Source organism: Paracoccus sp. 228, from assembly GCF_000967825.1.
Lineage (GTDB): Bacteria > Pseudomonadota > Alphaproteobacteria > Rhodobacterales > Rhodobacteraceae > Paracoccus > Paracoccus marcusii.
The window spans coordinates 1-19,674 of the sequence record NZ_JYGY01000009.1; the positions used below are offsets into that span (position 1 = coordinate 1).

A 19,674-nucleotide genomic window follows, 5' to 3' on the forward strand; every position below is an offset into this window, starting at 1 on the left:
CATATCCGCCAACAGACCTGATCGGCCCTGTCAAAAGACAAGCGCCGCCTGCGGCGTCGTCTCCACCGGGGGCCGTGTCCTCGCCTTCGGCTGCGGGCCGCACCACCCCCCGGTTCCGATCCTTTGACAGAACCGCCCAGGCCCGTTTGTCGGGCTTCGCCCTCCTCACTCTGTTCCGCCGAATACATGCGTATTCGTCAGACCAGACCGACGAGGCGCAGCCCATCGGCGGAAGGAGGCACCAAGCCCCCACGCCATCGCCACGAAAAGGAAACCAGATCATGAAAACCGAAATCATCACCGCCGCCGCCATCCAGTATTTCCCGCTGGCCCAACTCTATGTGTCCGACATGAACCCCCGTCAGGATGCGGACCCGGAGGGGATCGACCTGCTGGCCGACAGCCTTGCCATGATCGGCCTGATCCAGAACCTGTCCGGCACCGTTGACGCGGATGGCCGCGTCGGCATCGTCGCCGGGGGGCGCAGGCTTCGCGCCATTGCCCGCGCGGTCGAGCGTGATCCGACCGTGACCAAGCGCCACCCGGAACTGGCCTCCGTTCCCGTCCGCATCGCAGCCGACGAGGCCACCGCGCGGGCATGGGCCAGCGCCGAGAACGCCGCCCGTGAGGACTTGGCACCCGCCGATGAAATCCGGGCCTATGGCCGGATGAAGGATGCAGGCGCAGACGTGTCCACCATCGCCCGCAGCTTCGGCAAGACCGAAGCGCATGTTTACCGCCGCCTTGCACTGGCCGCGCTGCCCGCCCCCGTTCTGGACGCGCTGAAAGCAGGCGAAATCAGCTTGGGCATGGCAAAAGCCTTCACTGTCTCGCAAGACGAAGCACTAACCCTGACAGTTCTGGCAGAGGTGAAGGGCCGCGAGACCTCGGAATACCGCATCAAGCAGGCGTTGCAGCCGGAAGCGATCAGCGGCACCGACCGCCGCGCCCTGTTTGTCGGGCTGGACGCCTACACCGCAGCGGGCGGGCGGATGAACCGCGATCTGTTCAGCGACACGACCGCGCTTCACGATGGCGATCTGCTGGCCCGCCTGTTCACCGAGAAGATGGACGAGGCAGCGGCAAAGATCGGAGAAGTCTGGAAATGGGTCGAGGCCATGCCTGACAGCTATGTGCCCTACGGCACTGCCGAGAAGCTGGACCGCATCTATCCTGTTCCGGGCGTCCTGAGCGAAGAACAGAGCGAGCGTTACGACGAACTGGCAGAGCTGGCCGAGGGCGACGTTCTGGACGAGGCGGGCCAAGCCGAATTTGCCGACCTGACGAACATCGTTGAAGGCGGCTTCACCGACGCGCAGCGCGCCGTTGCCGGGGTGTTCATCTATGTCCGCAATGATGGCACCCTGGGCGAAACGGCCGCATGGGTTCGGCCCGAAGATCGCGCCGAGGCAATCGAGGCCGAGGTTCTGACAGGACATGCCGCAATGCGCCACGGCGCGGCCAGCGTCGAGGATGCGCCCAAGTCGCCCTATTCCGGTGCGCTGGTCGAGGACATGAAGGCCGTGCGGCTGGCCGCGATCCAGACCGCGCTGCTGGACAAGCCGGAAATGATCTTTGACCTGCTGGCCTTCGGCATGTCGCTGGCATCGGGTGTCAGCACCCATGTTTTCGACCTGTCGCCGGGACACCCCAACAACTGCCCGAGCAAGCCCGAGGGGTTGGAGTTTTCCGAACGGCTGACCCATGCCCCGGCGGGACATGAGGCATGGAGCCGCCCGGAACTGCGGATTGACGATCTGACGACCGCCTTCCGCACGTTCGTCGCCGCTGGCAAGAAAGCCCGCAACGCGGCGCTGGTCGAGAGCGTGGCGCGGACCCTGCCCTACGGCGCAGGAAGCGCGGAGTTTTTCGGACTGATCGAGGCCGATGCGGGGGCCGGTATCCGCAAGGTCTGGACGCCCACAGCCGAGAACTTTTTCAGCCGCGTCAGCGCCGATTATCTGGACGCGCTGCATCTGGACCTGACGGGCTGCGATCCGCAGGGGAACGGCTTTAAGGCGCACAAGGCGCAGAAGAAGGCTGAAAAAGCGCAGTGCATGGAGCGGCTGTTCAGCGATGCCGAGTATCAGAAGGCATGGAAGATCGACGCGGAGAAGAAAGCCCGCATCGAGGCTTGGACCCCGGACTGCTTCTGATTCATACCGAACCGGAGGGGCGGCGTTAGCCGCCCCATCCCAAGCATTTTCAGACTAGAGAGATTTCAATGTCGCTGTATATCGCAACCCACTGGAACGGCACTGCATGGGTTGATCTGCATGCCGATCCCCTGCCTTTCAAAGACGCGCAGCAAAAACTGCACAGCGCAGCATGGACACATCAGAGTGTCCGCTTGCGGCCAGCCCCGGCAGCCACCGAGTTTCCCGCCGCCGATCCTGTTCAATAGACCGCAGCCATGCCCATCCTTCCGCGGCGAAGGTTCAACTAGCCCCGCATCTAGCGGGGCTTCTTTTTGGCGGGGAGTGATGACCTGGCGGGGCGGCCGTCTGCGCCGACCCCCCCGCCCGGCCCGGCCCTTCGGGCCGAGCTGCACCTGACGGCGCAGCGGAAAGTTGACGCGCGTGTCAAGAAAAAACGTGATACTGTTCTTTTGAACAGTCCTTTTGGTCTACCTCGTGGTACAAGCCGCCAAATCAAATATGTCTTCCAGCGTAGTTATTTAGAAAGGTACTTTTATGCTTTCGACACGCGAGATGGGACAGGACGCCAAGGCGGAAGTGACACGCGATATGGTGGAAAAGATGCTGGCATGTTTCGATAAGCTATCCAGCCCTGACGGCGTGCTGACGGTGGAGTTGCGCGGCAACGGCTTGTTTGTGCTGAACCCGAAAACGGGCACCTATGAGACCGTTGGAATTGCGCGCATGTCACCGGCAATGGATCATTTGCGCTAATCTCCATTTACGAGCAGAACAAATTTTTATCGCGGCGTCCCTTGGGGCGGGTGGTCTAGGGCTTCTCGCCCTAGACCACCCGCCCCAAGGGACCGCGCTCTAGGCTTGGCCGGCAAGGGCCGACCTGCGCCCCGAGCCTATGCCCCTACCCTTCCTTTGCGCCTGTTCCTGCCCGCTTGTCTCGTTCCGAGCCTGCCCGTACAGGGGCGCAATAGTCAGGGCAGCGGCATAGTCTCGGCCCTTCGGGTCACGATCGCTCGCGCAAGGCCGGACCTTCCCACAGGGCGGCTCGCTTCCCTTCGCTCTGTGATGGCGCGTCCAGCTCGCCACCCTGCAAGGCCCGCCGCGAAGCGCGGCAGGCTRDATAGCTCCGGCCAAAGATAGAGGATTRAGAAAGCCCGGCTGGTCGCCGGGCTTGTGTTTGATCCTGCGGACGGGCCGGGGGATCGACGCGGGCCAAGGCCCGCGCTCACCCCCATCCCGACGATCTTTCATTTCATATCCGCCAACAGACCTGATCGGCCCTGTCAAAAGACAAGCGCCGCCTGCGGCGTCGTCTCCACCGGGGGCCGTGTCCTCGCCTTCGGCTGCGGGCCGCACCACCCCCCGGCTCCGATCCTTTGACAGAATGTAGATTCACAGACGGGTTTGCCGCGGCAGTGCTGGAAGGGCAGGCTCACACCGCATCTTTAACCACACATTTTTACCTCGTTCGTCAGGCAATATTACCGCTTTGAGCCCATTAGCGACATTCGTCCTAGCCGAAGCGGATGCAGTTGCATCGAGCCGAACGGCCCATAGTCGTCTGTCGAGGGCGCGCCTACGCTGCGGCGCAGCTCCCCTTGTGGCCGCTCGTAGTCTGGCGCACCAAAATTTCAGTGGGTATCGCGCGAAGCGCAATCCGCGGAAGTGTGATGGCAAGAACATCGCGCGAAGCGCAATCCGAGGAAGTGTGATGGCAAGAACGAAGCGTGCATATCTGCGGGCCGTATGGGACGGCAAAATGTGCGCGCTGTGTGGCGGGCTGCGAAAAGCTGAGTCAGCTGAGCACGCGCCCCCGACCGTCCTTTTCCACGGCAAATCCCGCCCGAGAGGATTGGAGGTGCCGGCCTGTGAGCGTTGTAACGGCGGCAGTAGTGTTTTTGATCAGCTAGTGACAATGGTCGCGATGAGCTCAGATCCTGAGGCGATCATCAATCCTCGTGCCTTGTCTGACTATCAGCTGAAGATTATCGCGGGCACTGCGCACAACGCTCACCTTGTCACAAAAGGCGGATCACCCTTCATCTACCGCAGTTCGGGTCCGATCAGCGTGTTGGATCATGACGGCAGTCCGACGCATACGGCACGCGCCGTTGAACTTGATTCCCTCGTCAGCGAAGGGATCGCTCGTTGGGCCGCTAAGCAAACGCTTGCGCTCTGGTATATCCATACAAAAATGATCGCATCGCATAGATCCACTATCAATGTCGACATACTGACAAACGCCGCGAAGCCGGATGCGCGGTTCGAGGCTATGATTGCCGCTATGGGCTCGGAAATGAGTTTGGGTGTCGGCGCAAAGGCCAAGCACGACGAGTTCAGCTATCGGATCGTCACATATCCTGAGCGCGGCATTGGGGTGGTGTTTGCCCAGTATCACGGCGGCATGGCGTTCATCAGTGTCCTGAACGACAGCAAATCGTCGAAGCTGTCGCGACGGGGGCTCACGTTCAGGTTTGGGACAAATGCACAGAAGGGGATATACCTTTTGAGAGGGTAAGGGCCCCGAGAGTTCCCCTATCTATCCATCACTGTGGCTTATGGGCGGACCTTCCCATGATCGGGGGCATAGATTGGGTCATGGCGGGCAGCCTATCGGCATGGCCGGGCTCTGCTGTGGACGCGCGTTTTATGCTTGTTTGTTGTTCTGGTGGGGTCGAGGGTTAGGGGTGAAATACAAGAACGGTGCGGGCGGATTTGACGACTATCCAGATCAGGACGGAGCCGGGCGAGATTAATGACTTCCGGGAGATGGCGGGTGACGATCATTTCGAGCGCTCGATCATCGATGCGGCAACGGCACATGTTGAAAACGCTTTCCGCAGAGCGTTAGGGAGTCGCCTTCTGGCCTTTAAATTGGCAAGCTCGGGCCGGGTTGGCTGGCAAAAGACGTGGCTGGACAACCACAAGAAAACAGCCCGCACCGCGCTCGATCAGGGTGTCGTTCGCGTCACGGGTATCCGGCCGGTCATCGACGTTCCGCATGACGAGCCGGAGGCCTTCGAGTTTCTGCAAGACCCGGACGTTATGTGTTTACCCGTAACGGCGAAGATCGAGCATAACAATCCAGTTGCTACGCTTTCGATCAAAGCGAAGGTCATGAAAAATTGGAAGCGGCTGACATTCTCCCATCTGGGCGTGACGCTTCCAGTATCAGCGTTCCCATGGGCTGGCATGGATCCGCAAGCCTGCGCGTGTCCGGAATATGCGATTATCCCGCATCTCCACGGCACCGTCCCGACATACGTCTGCGCGATCTGCGGCCGGCGATCGTGGTGCGAGTGCATGTCGGACGTCGTGGAGATCCTTAGGACGCGTGAGAACTACGACACAAAGCCAATCCTTGACCTAATCAAGGCCGCCGATGGGCCACGAGTGAAGGCGTGTCACCTATGCAGAGGTGTTCCAGTGACTTCCACTCCCGACCATGGCGAAAAAGGCATCAAAGGATTGATGCTGCAGTATCGAACGTATCATCACATGGCGGCCATCGCGAATGGCTGGGACTGGAAAGAGGCAGAGAACTCTGTCCGTGAACGTCTTTCGATCCCTCGAATTGGCGAGGGATGGATCGGTGAGGCCATGCTGTTGAAGCGCGTGAGGGCTCTCTTTCCGGATGAGGAAGTCGTTCATCAGGGGGCGCCGGATTGGCTCGGTCGGCAAAGGTTCGACATCTGGATGCCTGTGCGAAAGGTTGCAATCGAATACAATGGGCAGCAGCATTATGAAGCCGTGTCGGCGTTTGGCGGGGAGGAGGCCTTTGAGCGGACTAAAATACGCGACGAATTGAAGCGCAAACTTTGCCTCGATAACGATGCAGCTCTGATTGAGCTTCCTTATTATCAAGTCCCTGAGGATTCAGCCTTATTAGATCTGATTGTCGCCATGACCCGTCCATAAACTTGCCGCACTTTTTTGTTTTTGCCGGTCCAAGGCCGCCACAATGCGGCGTCGCCTTCAGATGGCTTTCCTCATATCGGATGATCTGACCGCTAAGGAGGACGATGAGGCTGCATGCGCTGCGAAAGGGCGAAAGATCCTTCAGAGCAGACGGTCCAGGGTGACGTGCAAGCGTGCGGGACAAAGCTGCCGGTGAGCAATACCCTTGGAAACCACCTAAATCCGCAGAACTCTGGAATCCAAAGTATGAAATTTCGCCTCGCGCGTGTGTCTGATGCCCCTGCCCTTGCCGCCATTTCAATCGAGGTTTGGCTGGGGACCTATATCCGGAAAGGCGTGAATTCCTTCTTCGCAAAATTTGCGCTAAGCGAGTTCACATCGCCCAAGCTTGCGGCTCTGCTAGAAGATCCAAACGAGCATGTAATCGTGTCAGAAAACGAAGACGGCCTTGATGGGTTCATCCGCATTAGCCACGGAAAGTCAGCTCCTGTCGCAGGTTGCTCCACCATGGAGATATCGACCCTTTACGTTCAGCCACGCCATCACGGCAAAGGACTTGGAAGGGCGCTGCTGGAACAAGGGTTGAACTACGCATTAGATGCAGGTGCACCCTCGGTCTGGCTGACAACCAATTCCGAGAACGCCCCCGCCATCGCCTTCTATCTGAGGCAGGGCTTTGAAAAGGTTGGAACCACACACTTCCACATCCATGAACAGGCATACCTGAATGATGTGTTTAGACGTTTGATCTCCCCGTAGATAAAAAGCGCCCGACTGTCCGCGAAGGGATCTCATGCAGCGGCCGTCGCGGCCCGGCGGCGGCAGCTATGCGGGACGAAGCGGTCATCCGCAAAAACTGAGGTATTCCGCTAGCGTGATCGTCTAGATATTTCAGCCTCAAGCATCGACTGCAGGTCGGAGTAGTTCTGAAAATTTAGGCGCGATGCATGGCAGTCATGAGCGGAGCCAAAAAGAAAAGGGGTCATGCCAGCCGCTTCGGCAGCTTGGATACCTACGAAACTATCCTCAATGACAAAGCAATTTTCTGGCGCATAGCCCATGCGCTCTGCGGCATTCAAGAAAAGCCGTGGATCAGGCTTCCAATGACCAACTTCGTAGGAGCTGAACAAATGCGGCCCAAAAACCTCTAATAGCCCAACTGCATGCAGGGCGGTTTCGATCTTACTTTTGGGTGCACTAGAGGCAACGCATTTCGGATAAGTAAGCGCCTGCAATGCCGTTTTTACGCCATCGAAAGCCCGAAGATCGGTAGTAAAAAGCGCTTCAACTGCTGCGTGGTAGTGATCCTGTGCTCCAGGGCGCGCAATTTCTCCAAACCGCTTTTCGATATCCGCAACAATGGTTGCCAACTTCCAACCTCGGTAGTCGCAAACAAGTTCTTCGACTGTAATCGGAAGCTTTTCATAGAGGGCGATCAGAGCTTTGGCATTGATGCTCTCGCTATCGACCAGCGTTCCGTCCAGATCAAATATCAAACATATTTCCTTGGACGACTTCAAATCAAACCTCATCGTGAAAGCTCCACGGTTGGCGATAGCATGGAGATATGCTGAGGGATACGAAGATAGAGGGATTGATGCCCTGCGAACCCCGCACCCATGACCGGCAGCTAAGGGCTCTTCGCGTCGATGCGACCAAGCCCCCAAGAGGCTGCTTTTTCAGAGATATGGTGATCGCGGGCACCGCGATCGCTGATCCAGGAGACAGCCGCGCCTCCGCTTCGCTCTGGCACCGCTGACGATCTTTCATTTCTTTTTCCGCCTGCCATCCGGCCGGCGATCCGAACACGGGCTCTGGTGCCGCTGCGCGTCAGCCTCCACGGAGAAATCCGGTTCCTCCCACGCGCAAGCGCGCGGGTCCCTCCCAATTTCACCGCTCCGGCCCCGTGTGTCAGATCACCGTCCGGCCGCAGGTCGGGCTGCGCCCACCCTGCTTTGCCCTTCGGATGACATGAGGTCATCCAAAGTGAAAAGCAGGGATGGCTTCGCCACTGGCGGAACAGGAAGGAGMGGGCGGAGATGTTGGGTCACCTAAAAGGCAAAGCCGTGACGCAAACGGCAATTTTGCTTGGTGTTCACAAAAAGTGTAGATTCACAGACGGGTTTGCCGCGGCCGTGCTGGAAGTACAGGCTCACACCGCATCTTTCAGCACACATTTTTACCTCGTTCGTCAGGCAATATTGCCGCTTTGAGCCCTTACTTGCCCTTCTAGGATCTGGCCCTAAGAATGGTCTCTAAGCTACCAAGTAAATGCGACCGGACCATTGATCACCATCGTAAAGCTAGCTTTTGCCCCTGAATTTGCGCCAGAGTGTGCCTCTTGGCTTTATAACGAATGGGGTCATCGCTACCCCGCCGCCACGTTGGCTGACGTAACCAAAAGATTTCTCGCCCGCGCAAACATAGATGAAGTGCCTATCGCTTTCGTAGCCCATCAAGGGGGGAAGCCAGTAGGAACAGCAAGTTTGATAGCAAAAGAAGACCTTTCAGACACGTATGGACCGTGGGTAGCAAGCGTGTTTGTGCCTGAAGCGTATAGAGGGATGGGGATTGCTCGCCGGCTTATCGAAATGACGGAGACAGAGGCTGCTAGATTGGGTTTTCCACAGGTCTGGCTCTCTGCGGCTGCCCCGATGATGTATGAAAAGCTTGGCTACCAGCCTACGGACCATGAGAAACATGGCGAGCCGGTCATGGTGAAGCGGCTTTCTATTCCAAAGTTGCAAGACTAACGGCAGCTTAGTCCCGCATAGCGGACAGGCCAACGTGGCGATCGACGGTCTGCTTTGCGAGACAAAGCGGAAGCTCAGGCCGGTTAATTGCCGGAAATCATGCTTTAACCAAAGGGCGAGGCCGTCGAAGGAGAAAACGCGGCCTGTCAGGAAGGTATCGCTCTTCCACAAATCCAGCTTTCTCCAGCACTCGTTTTGAAGCGGGGTTGCTGGGGTGGGCCATAGCCCAGACCTCTGCAAGCTTTAGCCGTTCGTCAGCTTCCACCAGAGCGCGCGCAACCAGCTCGGAAGCGAAGCCACGACCCCAAGCATCAGGGTGGAAGTAGTAGCCAACTTCGTATCCCCACCCTCGTTCAAAAGGGTCTTGATAAAGCCCGCCCCAACCGATGACGCGCCCGTCGGCACGGTTAACGACCACCCAAGGCGCAGCGCCATCTTTGCGGCGGAACCATTCGTGGACGAGCACCCGTTTGCGACAGTCTCTCCATGTCGCATCCCGGTGGGTGTAGGCCATGGCCTCGGCATCACCCAGAAACTCAAACAGATCGTCTATGTCCGACGAGCACGGTTTCCTCAAAGTGAGGTGGTCGGTCTGGATCATGCTGAACACCCTTAAATCAGGGCGCAGGTTCTTTTGGGCAATGTGCCGTGTCAATGTCGGCTGTGGGCTCTTCGCGTCGATGCTGCCTTGGCAGTCGAGAGGCTGCTTTTTCAGAGATATGGTGATCGCGGGCACCGCGATCGCTGATCCAGAAGACAGCCGCGCCTCCGCTTCGCTCTGGCACGGCTGACGATCTTTCATTTCTTTTTCCGCCTGCCATCCGGCCGGCGATCCGAACACGGGCTCTGGTGCCGCTGCGCGTCAGCCTCCACGGAGAAATCCGGTTCCTCCCACGCGCAAGCGCGCGGGCCCCTCCCAATTTCACCGCTGCGGCCCCGTGTGTCAGATCACCGTCCGGCCGCAGGTCGGGCTGCGCCCACCCTGCTTTGCCCTTCGGATGACATGAGGTCATCCAAAGTGAAAAGCAGGGATGGCTTCGCCACTGGCGGAACAGGAAGGAGAGGGCGGAGATGTTGGGTCACCTAAAAGGCAAAGCCGTGACGCAAACGGCAATTTTGCTTGGTGTTCACACAGAACCGCCCAGGCCCGTTTGTCGGGCTTCGCCCTCCTCACTCTGTTCCGCCGAATACATGCGTATTCGTCAGACCAGACCGACGAGGCGCAGCCCATCGGCGGAAGGAGGCACCAAGCCCCCACGCCATCGCCACGAAAAGGAAACGACATGACCACCATTTCCGCGACCTACTCGCCCGAAGACAACAAAATCCGCCTATATCCGTCCACCCGTCTTGATGCCGAAACCTATCAGCGCGTGAAGGCCGCAGGCTTCAAATGGGCACCCAAACAGGAGCTTTTCGTTGCCCCCGCATGGTCCTGCGCCCGTGAGGATTTGGCTCTGGAGCTGACTGGCGAGATTGAGCCGGAGGAAATGACCCTGGCGGAACGGGCGCAGATGAAGGCTGATCGACTGGACGCCATCGCGGACAAACGGGCCACGCAGGCCAGCGCGTATTCCCGCGCGGCTGACGAACTGTCGCGCGCGTTCGAGTTTGGGCAGCCTATCCTTGTCGGCCATCATTCCGAGCGGAAGGCCCGCAAGACGCAGGAGCGGATGCACAACGCAATGGACAAGGCTGTAAAGGCGCACAAAGCCATCGGATACTGGCAGTATCGCGCCGAAGGCGTCGAGCGTCACGCCAACCGCAAGAACGATCCGAAAGTGCGCGCGGGCCGCATCAAGACGCTTCTAGCCGAACTGCGAGACCTACAGCGCAAATTGAACACTGCGCACAAGGCGCTTGAAGTGTGGTGCAAGCTGACGACAGACAACCTGATCCGCCTTGGCTTGGGTCGCGGCGATCTGCATTCCTATAACCTTTATTCCGCCGTTGAGAGTGGCGAGATAACCCCGCAGGAGGCCCGCGAAAAGGCAATGGCTGGAGCGCGCGCCACCATCGAGAGCGACAACCTGGGCCGTTGGATTTCGCACACCTTGAACCGGCTTGCTTATGAGCGGGACATGCTAGGCGACGTGCCGCGCTATCAAGGCGAGATTAGCCCGACCCTGTTGCAGATGTTCGTCCGAGAGCATGGCGCGGACAAGCCAAAGGGCGCGAAGGTCGATGCCGACCTATTCACCGTGGAATGTGCCGCCCCCCTGCCCGCCCATATCGCCCAAGGATGCAGCGTCGAACTTTCCGCCGACGAGTGGCGCGACCTGATGCAATCCTGCGGCTACCTGCCCCCGGCCAGCAAGCCCGCCAAGCCGCCGATCCTGAATTTCAAAGCCGGGAGCGGCACAGTTTCTGTCGTGAACCCGTGGCGCAGGGAAGCCGAGAACCTGCCACAAGTGGAAATGACCAAGGCAGATTATGCCAAGATCCACACCGAGCAGCGCGGCACCCGCCTTTCGACCTGCGGCAATTTCCGCGTGAGGATCGCCCCGAACCCGAAGCACGAAGGCCCCCGCTATATGGCCGGATGGGCTGCAATCCTGATCACAGACCAGAAGCAGCACGACGCCCCGGCCAGCGTTCAAGACATGGAGGCAGCAGAGTGAAGCGCCCCGCGATCTATACCCGTCCCGCCAAGCCCCTGACCATTCCGGTCAGGGCACGGCGGGACGCGCCCGCCCTCGCAATGGCCGAAGCGCCCGAAGTCATCGCAGTTGACCGCGCCACGGAATGCCACGTCACGCCCGAGGACGTAGCGCGGCGCATGGTGGGCTATCTTGGCCCCGTTGGAGACTATCTCACGCTGGAGCCAAGCGCGGGGACCGGCCAGCTCGCGCGCGCGCTGATCGCCTCCGGCCATAGCCCGCGCGAATTGACGATGATCGAGCGGCATCACAAACTTGCCGCATCGCTTCGCGGCATCGGCCCGACTATCAACCGTTGTTTTCTGGAATACGCCGACGAGGTGAAAGGCCGGGTCGAGTTTCCGCGCATTCTAATGAACCCGCCTTTTCGCGATGTGAGAAAGCACGTTGCAGCAGCGTTGACGCTGCTTGGCCGGGGCGGGCACGTCGAGGCCGCAACGCTGGTGGCCCTGGTGCCGGTCACGTTTGAGCATCCCGAGGCCGAGCATCTGGAAACCTTGCTGCCTGACACGTTCAGTACGGCCCGAGTGCATACCAAGATTGTCAGAGTGCGCCGCGTATAAGAAGCGCCAGCGGGGCCGGGATCGGCCCCCTTTCGTCGCGGGGGTTGTGTCCGGTCGCGGAGGCACCTGCGGCGCCTCCGCGACCGGACCTTGCGCTATCCGCGCAGGAGGCCGGTTCCGGCCAAGAACAGAAAGGCGCGGCGATGCCGCGCCTTGTGTTTTTTTATAAGGTCGAGGTTCCGAACAGAGCCCGGTTGTCCAGCCCGCAAGGGAACGACCTTGGGAGTGGACGCAGAGGGCCGGAGCAGGCTGTAAGCGAGACCAAAGGGATCGAGCGTCAGACTGTGGGCAACCGGGCGAGAGGTTGCGTCAGTTAGTAAATCTGACAAATCCACCTTAGTTAAAGATTGTCCTCATTAAGCCGAAAGCTGCGCCCATTACTGAGAGCATGGAAAGTACTGACAGAATTCCAAAGAGAGCAAATATTAAACTGTGATTGGTTGCGTTTATCTTGGCCTCAATATTAAGAACCAATATTATCAACATACTTACACTAAAGAAGCCGAGGATGGGAGACGCAATAAACATTGACAATATAACTACGTATTCAATAAGACTATCCAAGGAAAAGGCTGGCAGTTGGTCCCAAGTGTCTTTAGCGATTTTGAAAAGAGCGCCACATAGTGCTGCAATAGTGGAAGCCCTTATTAGATGTTCAGCAATCAAACCGGACTCATGGGCCAAATGGTTCAGTTTCAGCTTTATAGGGCTATTAGTCACGCTCATGTCTCACTTTGTAAATTGTAAATTTCGCAATATGGTTTTTGCCCATATGACGCATAACGATATTCCGTCTTATGGCTCCTCTAGTATAGATGCCATGGTTTTATCATGGAATTTTTTGTTGTCATTGTGGCCGCATCCCGTCCTGTGGCCGGGACCGCGCTCTCTAGGCTTGGCCGGCAAGAGCCGGCCTGCGCCCCGAGCCTATGCCCCTGCCCTTCCTTTGCGCCTGGTCCTGCCCGCTTGTCTCGTTCCGAGCCTGCCCGTGCAGGGGCGCAATAGTCAGGGCAGCGGCATAGTCTCGGCCCTTCGGGTCACGATCGCTCGCGCAAGGCCGGACCTTCCCACAGGGCGGCTCGCTTCCCTTCGCTCTGTGATGGCGCGTCCAGCTCGCCACCCTGCAAGGCCCGCCGCGAAGCGCGGCAGGCTGTATAGCTCCGGCCAAAGATAGAGGATTGAGAAAGCCCGGCTGGTCGCCGGGCTTGTGTTTGATCCTGCGGACGGGCCGGGGGATCGACGCGGGCCAAGGCCCGCGCTCACCCCCATCCCGACGATCTTTCATTTCATATCCGCCAACAGACCTGATCGGCCCTGTCAAAAGACAAGCGCCGCCTGCGGCGTCGTCTCCACCGGGGGCCGTGTCCTCGCCTTCGGCTGCGGGCCGCACCACCCCCCGGTTCCGATCCTTTGACAGAACCGCCCAGGCCCGTTTGTCGGGCTTCGCCCTCCTCACTCTGTTCCGCCGAATACATGCGTATTCGTCAGACCAGACCGACGAGGCGCAGCCCATCGGCGGAAGGAGGCACCAAGCCCCCACGCCATCGCCACGAAAAGGAAACCAGATCATGACCACTTATCGCTTGGGTTCTTCGCCCGCCGTCCACACCCCCGGCATTCTTGCATGGGCCATCAACGGCTATGCGTTTCAACAGGATCGTCAGCGGCTGCTCGATCTGTTCTGCGTGACCTTTTCGAGCGTCCCGTCCGACGCCTTCGAAAGCCTGTTGAGCAAGGCCGTGCCGTACACGGTCGATGGTGAAACTGTCGTTTTCACCGTGGAGGGCTGAAGATATGTCCGCACAGCCCTACAAGACATGGCGTTTGTTCGATTGTTCCGCAGACGCCATTGCCTTCCGCGGAGAGCATGGCACCGGAGGCTGGATCTTTGTCATTTCCGATAGTGACGAAGCCGTGCTGTTTCCTTGGCAGATGACCCCGAAAGACATTTTCGAGTCCGTCTTTGTCGCACATCGCGAGGGGTGGTTGATCGGAGCTGACAACAAGCGTCGGCCTGACCGTGAAATGCGGGACCTTCCGAACGCCACGCCTCTGTTGGGTCGGATTGTGCGCCGCAGTCCGCAAGCCACTGCCTCCTAGTCATTCAGGCAATCCAGTCAGCCCGCAAAAGGCGCGGGCTGACGCTTCCCGAAATGGGGCCGCAAGAGGATAAACACATGAGCAAAATGATTTTGGAACAGCGTCTTGCAGAAGCGTGGGCGCTTGTCAGGAAGGGCGATACCTTTGGTATCGGACGCCGCTTCCTGACGCAGCATGGGGCCGGTTGACCCCCCCCCCCCCGCCTCGTCCTGCCCTCACAGCCGGGCGAGGCATCTAACACCTAAGTACCCGTGCAGGGTTGAGCAAGCCGAGCGGTTGCCCCTTTCGCACAGGATCATGTAATTCCCGCGAACCCTATTTTTGTGTTCGTTATTCAGAAGTCTGTTGGCCCCTTATGCGAAAACGCCCCATCCGTAATCCCCTGCGCCGTCGTTTGCGCCGGTCTGCCTTGCCGATCCTGGCCGCACTGGCTGCGCTGGCCGTCATGTCTGAGGGTGACTATGGCGATTTGCTGGACGATCTGACCGGCAAGGCAGACCGGCGCAGCGCCCCTTCTACTGACGGATCGCGAGTAATCGAGGGCATTCCGCGCATTGTGGATGCAGATACCTTTGTCATCAGCCTCAAAACTATCCGACTGCATGGAGTTGACGCGCCGGAGGGCGATCAGCTTTGCCGGGATCGTTCTAGCCGGTCATACCGCTGCGGCGACATGGCGACACGCTGGCTAACAGAGTGGATTGGCGATCAGCCCGTCCGATGTGAACAGCGTGATATGGATCGCTACGGGCGGGTGATTGGGCAGTGCTTTGTCGGGGAGGAAGATATGAACGCCGCGCTCGTTTACTCAGGCCAAGCCGTCGCCTATCGCCAATATAGCGGCGAATACATTGCCGCCGAGAATGCTGCCCGCAGAGCCAGGCGCGGCATTTGGGAGGGGAGTTTTGACATGCCGTGGGACTGGCGGCGCAGGTAGCGCGTGTCCCGCGAGGTTGACGCATTGCGACAAATCACGCATTGCTGACACCAGACAGTTTTCCTCGTGGCGAGGAAACAACTTGCCGCCCCTTACGGGGCGGCTTTTTTTTGGGTGCCAGTGTTCTTACCAGTGCGAGGGCGGTTTTCCACCCTGGCCCTTGGGCCAGGGCTTGCAGCCGCCGAGCCGGACGCGCCTTCATGGAGCGAAGGGAGGCGAGGCGGCTGTGGTAAACCGCTGGCGCGGCCGATGTAGTTAGGCAAGATCCGTGTGGGAGAAGTCGTTGCCTTTGTAGAGCAAGGGCACGGCATGGGACTTGGCACACGCGTAAGACAGTGCGTCACCCATGTTTAGCTGCGCCGAATGCCCTACTAGCTTCCCATAGGTCGCAAGCGCCTCGATCGCCGCATTTCCCATGGCTGACGAAATCATCATTTCCTGTGCTTGGATGGCTTCAAGCAAATCGTTGACCAGCTCTGCGGCAATCTTAAAATCTTCGGCCGTCGCCGGGCCTGCGCTTCGCGCATCCCGGCGTATCCGGGCAACGGCAAGAGTCGCTTCAAGCCGAACGACTGGCGACACACGGAGCTTCCCACGCGCCGCCTCCATCGCCTTCAGCAGAGCTGGAGCGTCTGGTTCATTTTTTAGGACGGCGACAAGGGCACTTGCATCAACGAACATCAGTCTTCATCGCCCCATATAGCGTCCATGAAAGCTTTGTCATCGGCACTGTCAGCCACGATGCCCAAGGCCGCTGCGCGGTTCTGGATACTGGCGACTCGATCAGCGAGGCTTTCCTTTTGCGACAATGCAGAAATTTGGGCGGCCAGTGCTTGGCGCACGGCTTCGCTCTTGTTCCTCACCCCAGTTAAAGCGCAGTATTTCGCCACAAGGTCGTCAATTTCATCGCCTTTGATGAGCATTGTCATAAGTATATCCCTGCCTGTGTTACCTATATATACAATGCGGTATATACTAGTGCAAGACAGGCTATAACCCTGTTGGCTTACAGCATCGTCAATGCACGTTGCTCTTGGACGGTCATGGGTTCTCTGCCCTGGGAAGTGGGCGAGATGGGAATTTGCGTTGCCATGTCTCGATAAGGAATAGGGCAGCGGTGCTTGCTGCATGGATTGATAATCTGGCAATCCGCGCATCTATTCGGGCAAAGCCTTTTTCTCTGCCGTGTGCATCCCCGCCATGCGTGCGAAGCGCCCCTACCCCTGCAATAACCGTGGCAAGCCCTGACAGAATTTGCCGTACATCGCCTGCTATCAGAGGGTCTATGTCTGAACGATCAGGAGACAAGCCAAGAGGTTGCTTCACCGCGTTATAAAGTCCCTGCACGTCTTTTTTCGCAGGTAGTGGTTGCTCTAGCTCGATGAGAATGGATCGACATACGCTTTCCACAGTGCTGCAGGCTGCAGTGACGGCATCCTCTGGGTCAGTCTGGCTGCTGACTAGCGCGCGATCTAGATCCCGGCTCACCGTGTCGAAGTCGATTACTCCGGACAGTCCGGCCAGTTCTGCAATGACGGCCCCGCCCTTACCAGCTTCGATAAGACGCATCCGCCCGCCATGTTGTTGAACCTCATAGCCGTCGAAGCCTAGCGCGCGGTTGAGAAATTCGAGAACAAAGGCATGCCGCTCTGGGTCATGAAAGAAGTCACGGGGATCAGCTGATGCTTCAATGATCCTGGAAAGCTTTAGCTGGGCCTCCGGGCTGTTGTTAAGCTCGGTAAGGCATTGGACAAGGGAAGGTACGCGAGAGCCATCAACCTCAAACGTGACGTTGCAGCTCCGCATAAATTTCTCAATCTTAGCGGCGCTGCGATAGATGCCAATTGGGGGTGTTCCGTCGCCAGATACGCCCCCGCTTATTACGTCAGCAATTGCATCAATACTCTGAATTGACAGCGGAAACGGCATGGGGGAAACCTCCTATCTGGCTGTGCAGACATTTGCGAGGCTTTCTGCTTGAAGTTGGGCAGCCACGTCACCTACAGCGACGTTGACCCCCCTGCCCCCGAACAGCATGTCCATAGCTGTATTCCAGTTCTCAACATTGCCAGTTGGAACGGCGGCGGCCCCGATGATCGGAAGGTTCACCGTATCATCACCCTCCGAAACTGTCAGTTGTCCGGTTTCGACACGTTGGCCGCGACGTTCGACAAAGAGGTAGTTTTGCGGCGGTGAAAATGCCCCCTCGGGGTCGCATACGACTGTCATGCGAAGATCAGTGGCAGCAAGACGATGGACTACGAGGCTCTTGTCCTTTGTCACGTCCCATTGTTCGGCGCCCGCTGGCACGGCGGCTGCAGCAAATAGTGCGGCAATGGCAATCAGGGCCGAGTTTGACATTTTTCTTCGCTCCTTGAGGGATACGGCAAGCATCACTGAGCTTTTGTCAGCTCAGAAATGATGCGTCGGGCACTGCGATTAAATGCGTGTTGAACAGCATTATAGGCGATTTCACCGGGCTGTTTTACACCGAGGGGATCAAGTTTCTTCGACCATTTGTTGAGCAAGGACGAGGACAGCTTGCACTTCACCCGCAGAGTATAGTCGATCGGGCGTGAGCGAGTAGGCGCAGGCCATAGCGGTTTGGCTTCAAAATCAGCATCCGTGACGATCATCTTGCGGGCTGCAACGCCGACCAAATCAGGAAGAGCGGCCCCCGTTGCTTGGCAACATTTTTCCGCCAGTTCCCTCACCTTGGGCTCAAAACCCAATCGGATTGTGACGAACTGCGTGTCCGCTGCCGCCGAGGGGGCGGCATGACGCGTCGTTTCTTCGGGCGCTAATGGGGTATCCCCCTGCCCTCTCGTGAGATTGCGCCTTGAGCCGGTCTGTTCAGTCTTACGGGTCTGCTTGTCTTGCGGCCCTTCAGCCGCTGCTGGCGCATGTTCTGGTTTCTGTTCGACGGCTTCTGCTTTCTCTTGCTCTGGCAAGGGTCGAGTAGAAGCATTGGCTTCACCGTCTATCTCGCTCTTTGTGCTGACCTTCTCGAAGCTAGGTGGGTCAGGCAACTTAGTGCCTTCTTTGAGCTGCAAGCCACGTCGAGGGGAGCGATCCGTGCGGGGGGGCGGCAGACTAGCCATTGACGGTAACCTCCTCAACTGCGGTTAGTAGCTCTTTCGCCTCGTCCATTGCCTGCGTCATGTATTTTGGCATGACTTTTCCAACCGACGTTGCTTCGACGCGTTTAGCGTATTCCCCTAAAAGAATGCCCTGATCGGTCTGGTTATACACATTGCGCTCTTGCAGGTAGAAGCGCAGCATTCTGTCATGACTTGCAATTTCATCAAACAAGTCACGAAGCGAAGCAGGATATTTGACGCCTGGCTTAATCTGATTCAGTAGGAACATAATTGGCGGCAACTTGGACGGGTCAACTACGGCATCACGCAAAGCGACGTATCGTTTGTAGGTTTCCAACTGCACTGTAAAATCGGTTTCAGAAACCTTGACGGGTATGATTACCCTATTAGAAAGCTCAATCACATCATCTACCCAATTCACAAGGTCGCCTTGGGTGTCAATGATGCAGTAGTCTATATTTCCCGTTTCATCGGCCTCGATGATATGACGTTCCATTTCTTCAGTGTTGGCACAGTGAAAGGCAGTCACGCTTTCTGCCGAGGTCGGATCGTTCCGCATCAGCTTTTGATAAAAGGAGTAAGTGCTTTTGTTTGGGTCGCAGTCGAGCATCAAAACGCGCTTACCTTCGAGAACGGCTGCGGATGCAAGAACGCGGGCGACAGTGCTTTTTCCTGCGCCCCCTTTTTGCCCGATCAGTGAAATTACTTTCATCTTCTGTCCCTCACGTCGCTATTTGGTGGCGTTGCGTGATGCCACATCGCCACATTACCGCTTTACCATATCACCACTTCGCCATGTTGCCATGATGCCGCGTCGCCATGATGCTGCTTCGCCATATGACCATATCGCCATAATGCCGGATAGCCATCAAGCCGGAAAACCGCATCGCCGCATCGCCACTATGCCATGTTGTCATATCGCCACAATGTCGTATCGCCGGAATGCCACTGCGCCACTTCGCCTAAATGCCACATAGCCGCTAAGCCGCTATACCGTAGCGCCGCAATACCGCTACGCCATAGGACCATATAGCCGCAATGCCGCTGCGCCGCTTTGCCGGAATGCCGCAATGCCGCAGCGCCACTTTACCGGATTGCCGGAATGTCGCTAAGCCATGTTGCCACTGTGCCACTTCACCATATCGCCATATCACCATGTTTAGGCTGTTTCTGTTGGCGTGGAGCCCGCAATCTGTTGTTGGTTCGGATCGCCAATCCAACCCATAGCCTATACGCGCCGTGTGGGCGGAAAGAACCCCTGGCCGCACCCACCCTAGCTGGCAGGTCCGGTATGGGTACTCAGCGGCCCTCCTGTGGCCTCTGAGAAGGCTCTGCGCCTGTTGGGAAGGGTGCGGATGGGCAATAGCATGGCTCACCCGAGAGGCTGCAAGCCGCGATCTGCGATGCATATCGCGGCTTCGGGCTGATCGCCCGAACCTGTCCGCCCTGGGGGCGGCCACCGAAACGGACTTCAACCATAGGGCCT

The 19,674-nt window shown here is 58.2% G+C and carries 19 protein-coding genes; 11 read left to right on the forward strand and 8 right to left on the reverse strand.

Going from position 1 to position 19,674, the window contains the following annotated elements; all coding sequences use genetic code 11:
- The first annotated feature begins 281 nt into the window (after positions 1-281).
- The 6 genes from SY26_RS18930 to SY26_RS20730 all read left to right on the forward strand — a co-directional run bounded on the left by SY26_RS18930 (position 282) and on the right by SY26_RS20730 (position 6,833).
- Positions 282-2,156 carry a ParB N-terminal domain-containing protein gene (locus SY26_RS18930; protein WP_046001853.1) on the forward strand — a complete coding sequence of 625 codons (1,875 nt, stop codon included), beginning with the start codon at positions 282-284 and terminating at the stop codon, positions 2,154-2,156.
- 68 nt (positions 2,157-2,224) lie between these two features.
- On the forward strand, positions 2,225-2,404 hold the full coding sequence (locus tag SY26_RS21355; RefSeq protein WP_127899881.1) for a hypothetical protein: 180 nt from the start codon (positions 2,225-2,227) through the stop codon (positions 2,402-2,404).
- Positions 2,405-2,693: 289 nt separating this feature from the next.
- Positions 2,694-2,912 carry a hypothetical protein gene (locus SY26_RS18935; RefSeq protein WP_046001854.1) on the forward strand — a complete coding sequence of 73 codons (219 nt, stop codon included), beginning with the start codon at positions 2,694-2,696 and terminating at the stop codon, positions 2,910-2,912.
- Between the two features lie 955 nt (positions 2,913-3,867).
- Positions 3,868-4,674, forward strand: coding sequence for a hypothetical protein (locus tag SY26_RS18940; protein ID WP_157020544.1), 807 nt, complete (start codon positions 3,868-3,870; stop codon positions 4,672-4,674).
- A gap of 251 nt (positions 4,675-4,925) precedes the next feature.
- On the forward strand, positions 4,926-6,074 hold the full coding sequence (locus SY26_RS18945) for a hypothetical protein (protein ID WP_157020545.1): 1,149 nt from the start codon (positions 4,926-4,928) through the stop codon (positions 6,072-6,074).
- Positions 6,075-6,320: 246 nt separating this feature from the next.
- Entirely contained in the window at positions 6,321-6,833 is a 513-nt protein-coding gene (locus SY26_RS20730) for a GNAT family N-acetyltransferase (protein ID WP_084693965.1), read from the forward strand.
- A 110-nt stretch (positions 6,834-6,943) separates the two neighbouring features.
- On the opposite strand, the gene SY26_RS20735 is transcribed toward SY26_RS20730, so the two are convergent.
- Positions 6,944-7,570: an HAD-IA family hydrolase gene (locus tag SY26_RS20735; protein WP_198143228.1), complete on the reverse strand. Its 627-nt coding sequence runs from the start codon at positions 7,568-7,570 to the stop codon at positions 6,944-6,946.
- 789 nt (positions 7,571-8,359) lie between these two features.
- Between SY26_RS20735 and SY26_RS20740 the strand changes: the two genes are divergently transcribed.
- A complete protein-coding gene (locus SY26_RS20740; protein ID WP_084693954.1) occupies positions 8,360-8,827 on the forward strand; it encodes a GNAT family N-acetyltransferase in 468 nt (155 codons plus the stop codon).
- Positions 8,828-8,924: 97 nt separating this feature from the next.
- On the opposite strand, the gene SY26_RS20745 is transcribed toward SY26_RS20740, so the two are convergent.
- Complete coding sequence (locus tag SY26_RS20745) at positions 8,925-9,629, reverse strand: GNAT family N-acetyltransferase (RefSeq protein ID WP_198143229.1); 705 nt, start codon at positions 9,627-9,629, stop codon at positions 8,925-8,927.
- A 481-nt stretch (positions 9,630-10,110) separates the two neighbouring features.
- On the opposite strand from SY26_RS20745, the gene SY26_RS18970 reads away from it, so the two are divergent.
- The 4 genes from SY26_RS18970 (at position 10,111) to SY26_RS18990 (ending at position 15,087) form a co-directional block, all read left to right on the forward strand.
- On the forward strand, positions 10,111-11,448 hold the full coding sequence (locus SY26_RS18970; RefSeq protein ID WP_046001861.1) for a DUF3560 domain-containing protein: 1,338 nt from the start codon (positions 10,111-10,113) through the stop codon (positions 11,446-11,448).
- Positions 11,445-12,050 (forward strand): methyltransferase type 11, encoded by a 606-nt coding sequence (locus tag SY26_RS18975; RefSeq protein ID WP_046001862.1) that lies wholly within the window; start codon positions 11,445-11,447, stop codon positions 12,048-12,050. Before SY26_RS18970 ends, SY26_RS18975 begins: the two co-directional genes overlap by 4 nt.
- Before the next feature lie 1,568 nt (positions 12,051-13,618).
- Positions 13,619-13,840 (forward strand): hypothetical protein, encoded by a 222-nt coding sequence (locus tag SY26_RS18980; protein WP_046001863.1) that lies wholly within the window; start codon positions 13,619-13,621, stop codon positions 13,838-13,840.
- 719 nt (positions 13,841-14,559) lie between these two features.
- On the forward strand, positions 14,560-15,087 hold the full coding sequence (locus SY26_RS18990; protein WP_198143230.1) for a thermonuclease family protein: 528 nt from the start codon (positions 14,560-14,562) through the stop codon (positions 15,085-15,087).
- 255 nt (positions 15,088-15,342) lie between these two features.
- On the opposite strand, the gene SY26_RS18995 is transcribed toward SY26_RS18990, so the two are convergent.
- From SY26_RS18995 to SY26_RS19005, 6 genes are all read right to left on the reverse strand, one after another.
- A complete protein-coding gene (locus tag SY26_RS18995; protein WP_046001865.1) occupies positions 15,343-15,768 on the reverse strand; it encodes a type II toxin-antitoxin system VapC family toxin in 426 nt (141 codons plus the stop codon).
- Complete coding sequence (locus SY26_RS21725; RefSeq protein WP_046001866.1) at positions 15,768-16,016, reverse strand: type II toxin-antitoxin system VapB family antitoxin; 249 nt, start codon at positions 16,014-16,016, stop codon at positions 15,768-15,770. The genes SY26_RS18995 and SY26_RS21725 overlap by 1 nt, the downstream gene beginning before the upstream one ends.
- Positions 16,017-16,128: 112 nt before the next feature.
- Entirely contained in the window at positions 16,129-17,016 is an 888-nt protein-coding gene (locus tag SY26_RS20755; protein WP_084693957.1) for an abortive infection family protein, read from the reverse strand.
- Between the two features lie 12 nt (positions 17,017-17,028).
- Positions 17,029-17,481, reverse strand: coding sequence for a hypothetical protein (locus tag SY26_RS21360; protein ID WP_127899870.1), 453 nt, complete (start codon positions 17,479-17,481; stop codon positions 17,029-17,031).
- Positions 17,481-18,116 carry a hypothetical protein gene (locus tag SY26_RS21365; RefSeq protein ID WP_157020546.1) on the reverse strand — a complete coding sequence of 212 codons (636 nt, stop codon included), beginning with the start codon at positions 18,114-18,116 and terminating at the stop codon, positions 17,481-17,483. The genes SY26_RS21360 and SY26_RS21365 overlap by 1 nt, the downstream gene beginning before the upstream one ends.
- 64 nt (positions 18,117-18,180) lie before the next feature.
- Positions 18,181-18,900, reverse strand: coding sequence for a ParA family protein (locus SY26_RS19005; protein ID WP_084693958.1), 720 nt, complete (start codon positions 18,898-18,900; stop codon positions 18,181-18,183).
- Positions 18,901-19,674 lie beyond the last annotated feature (774 nt).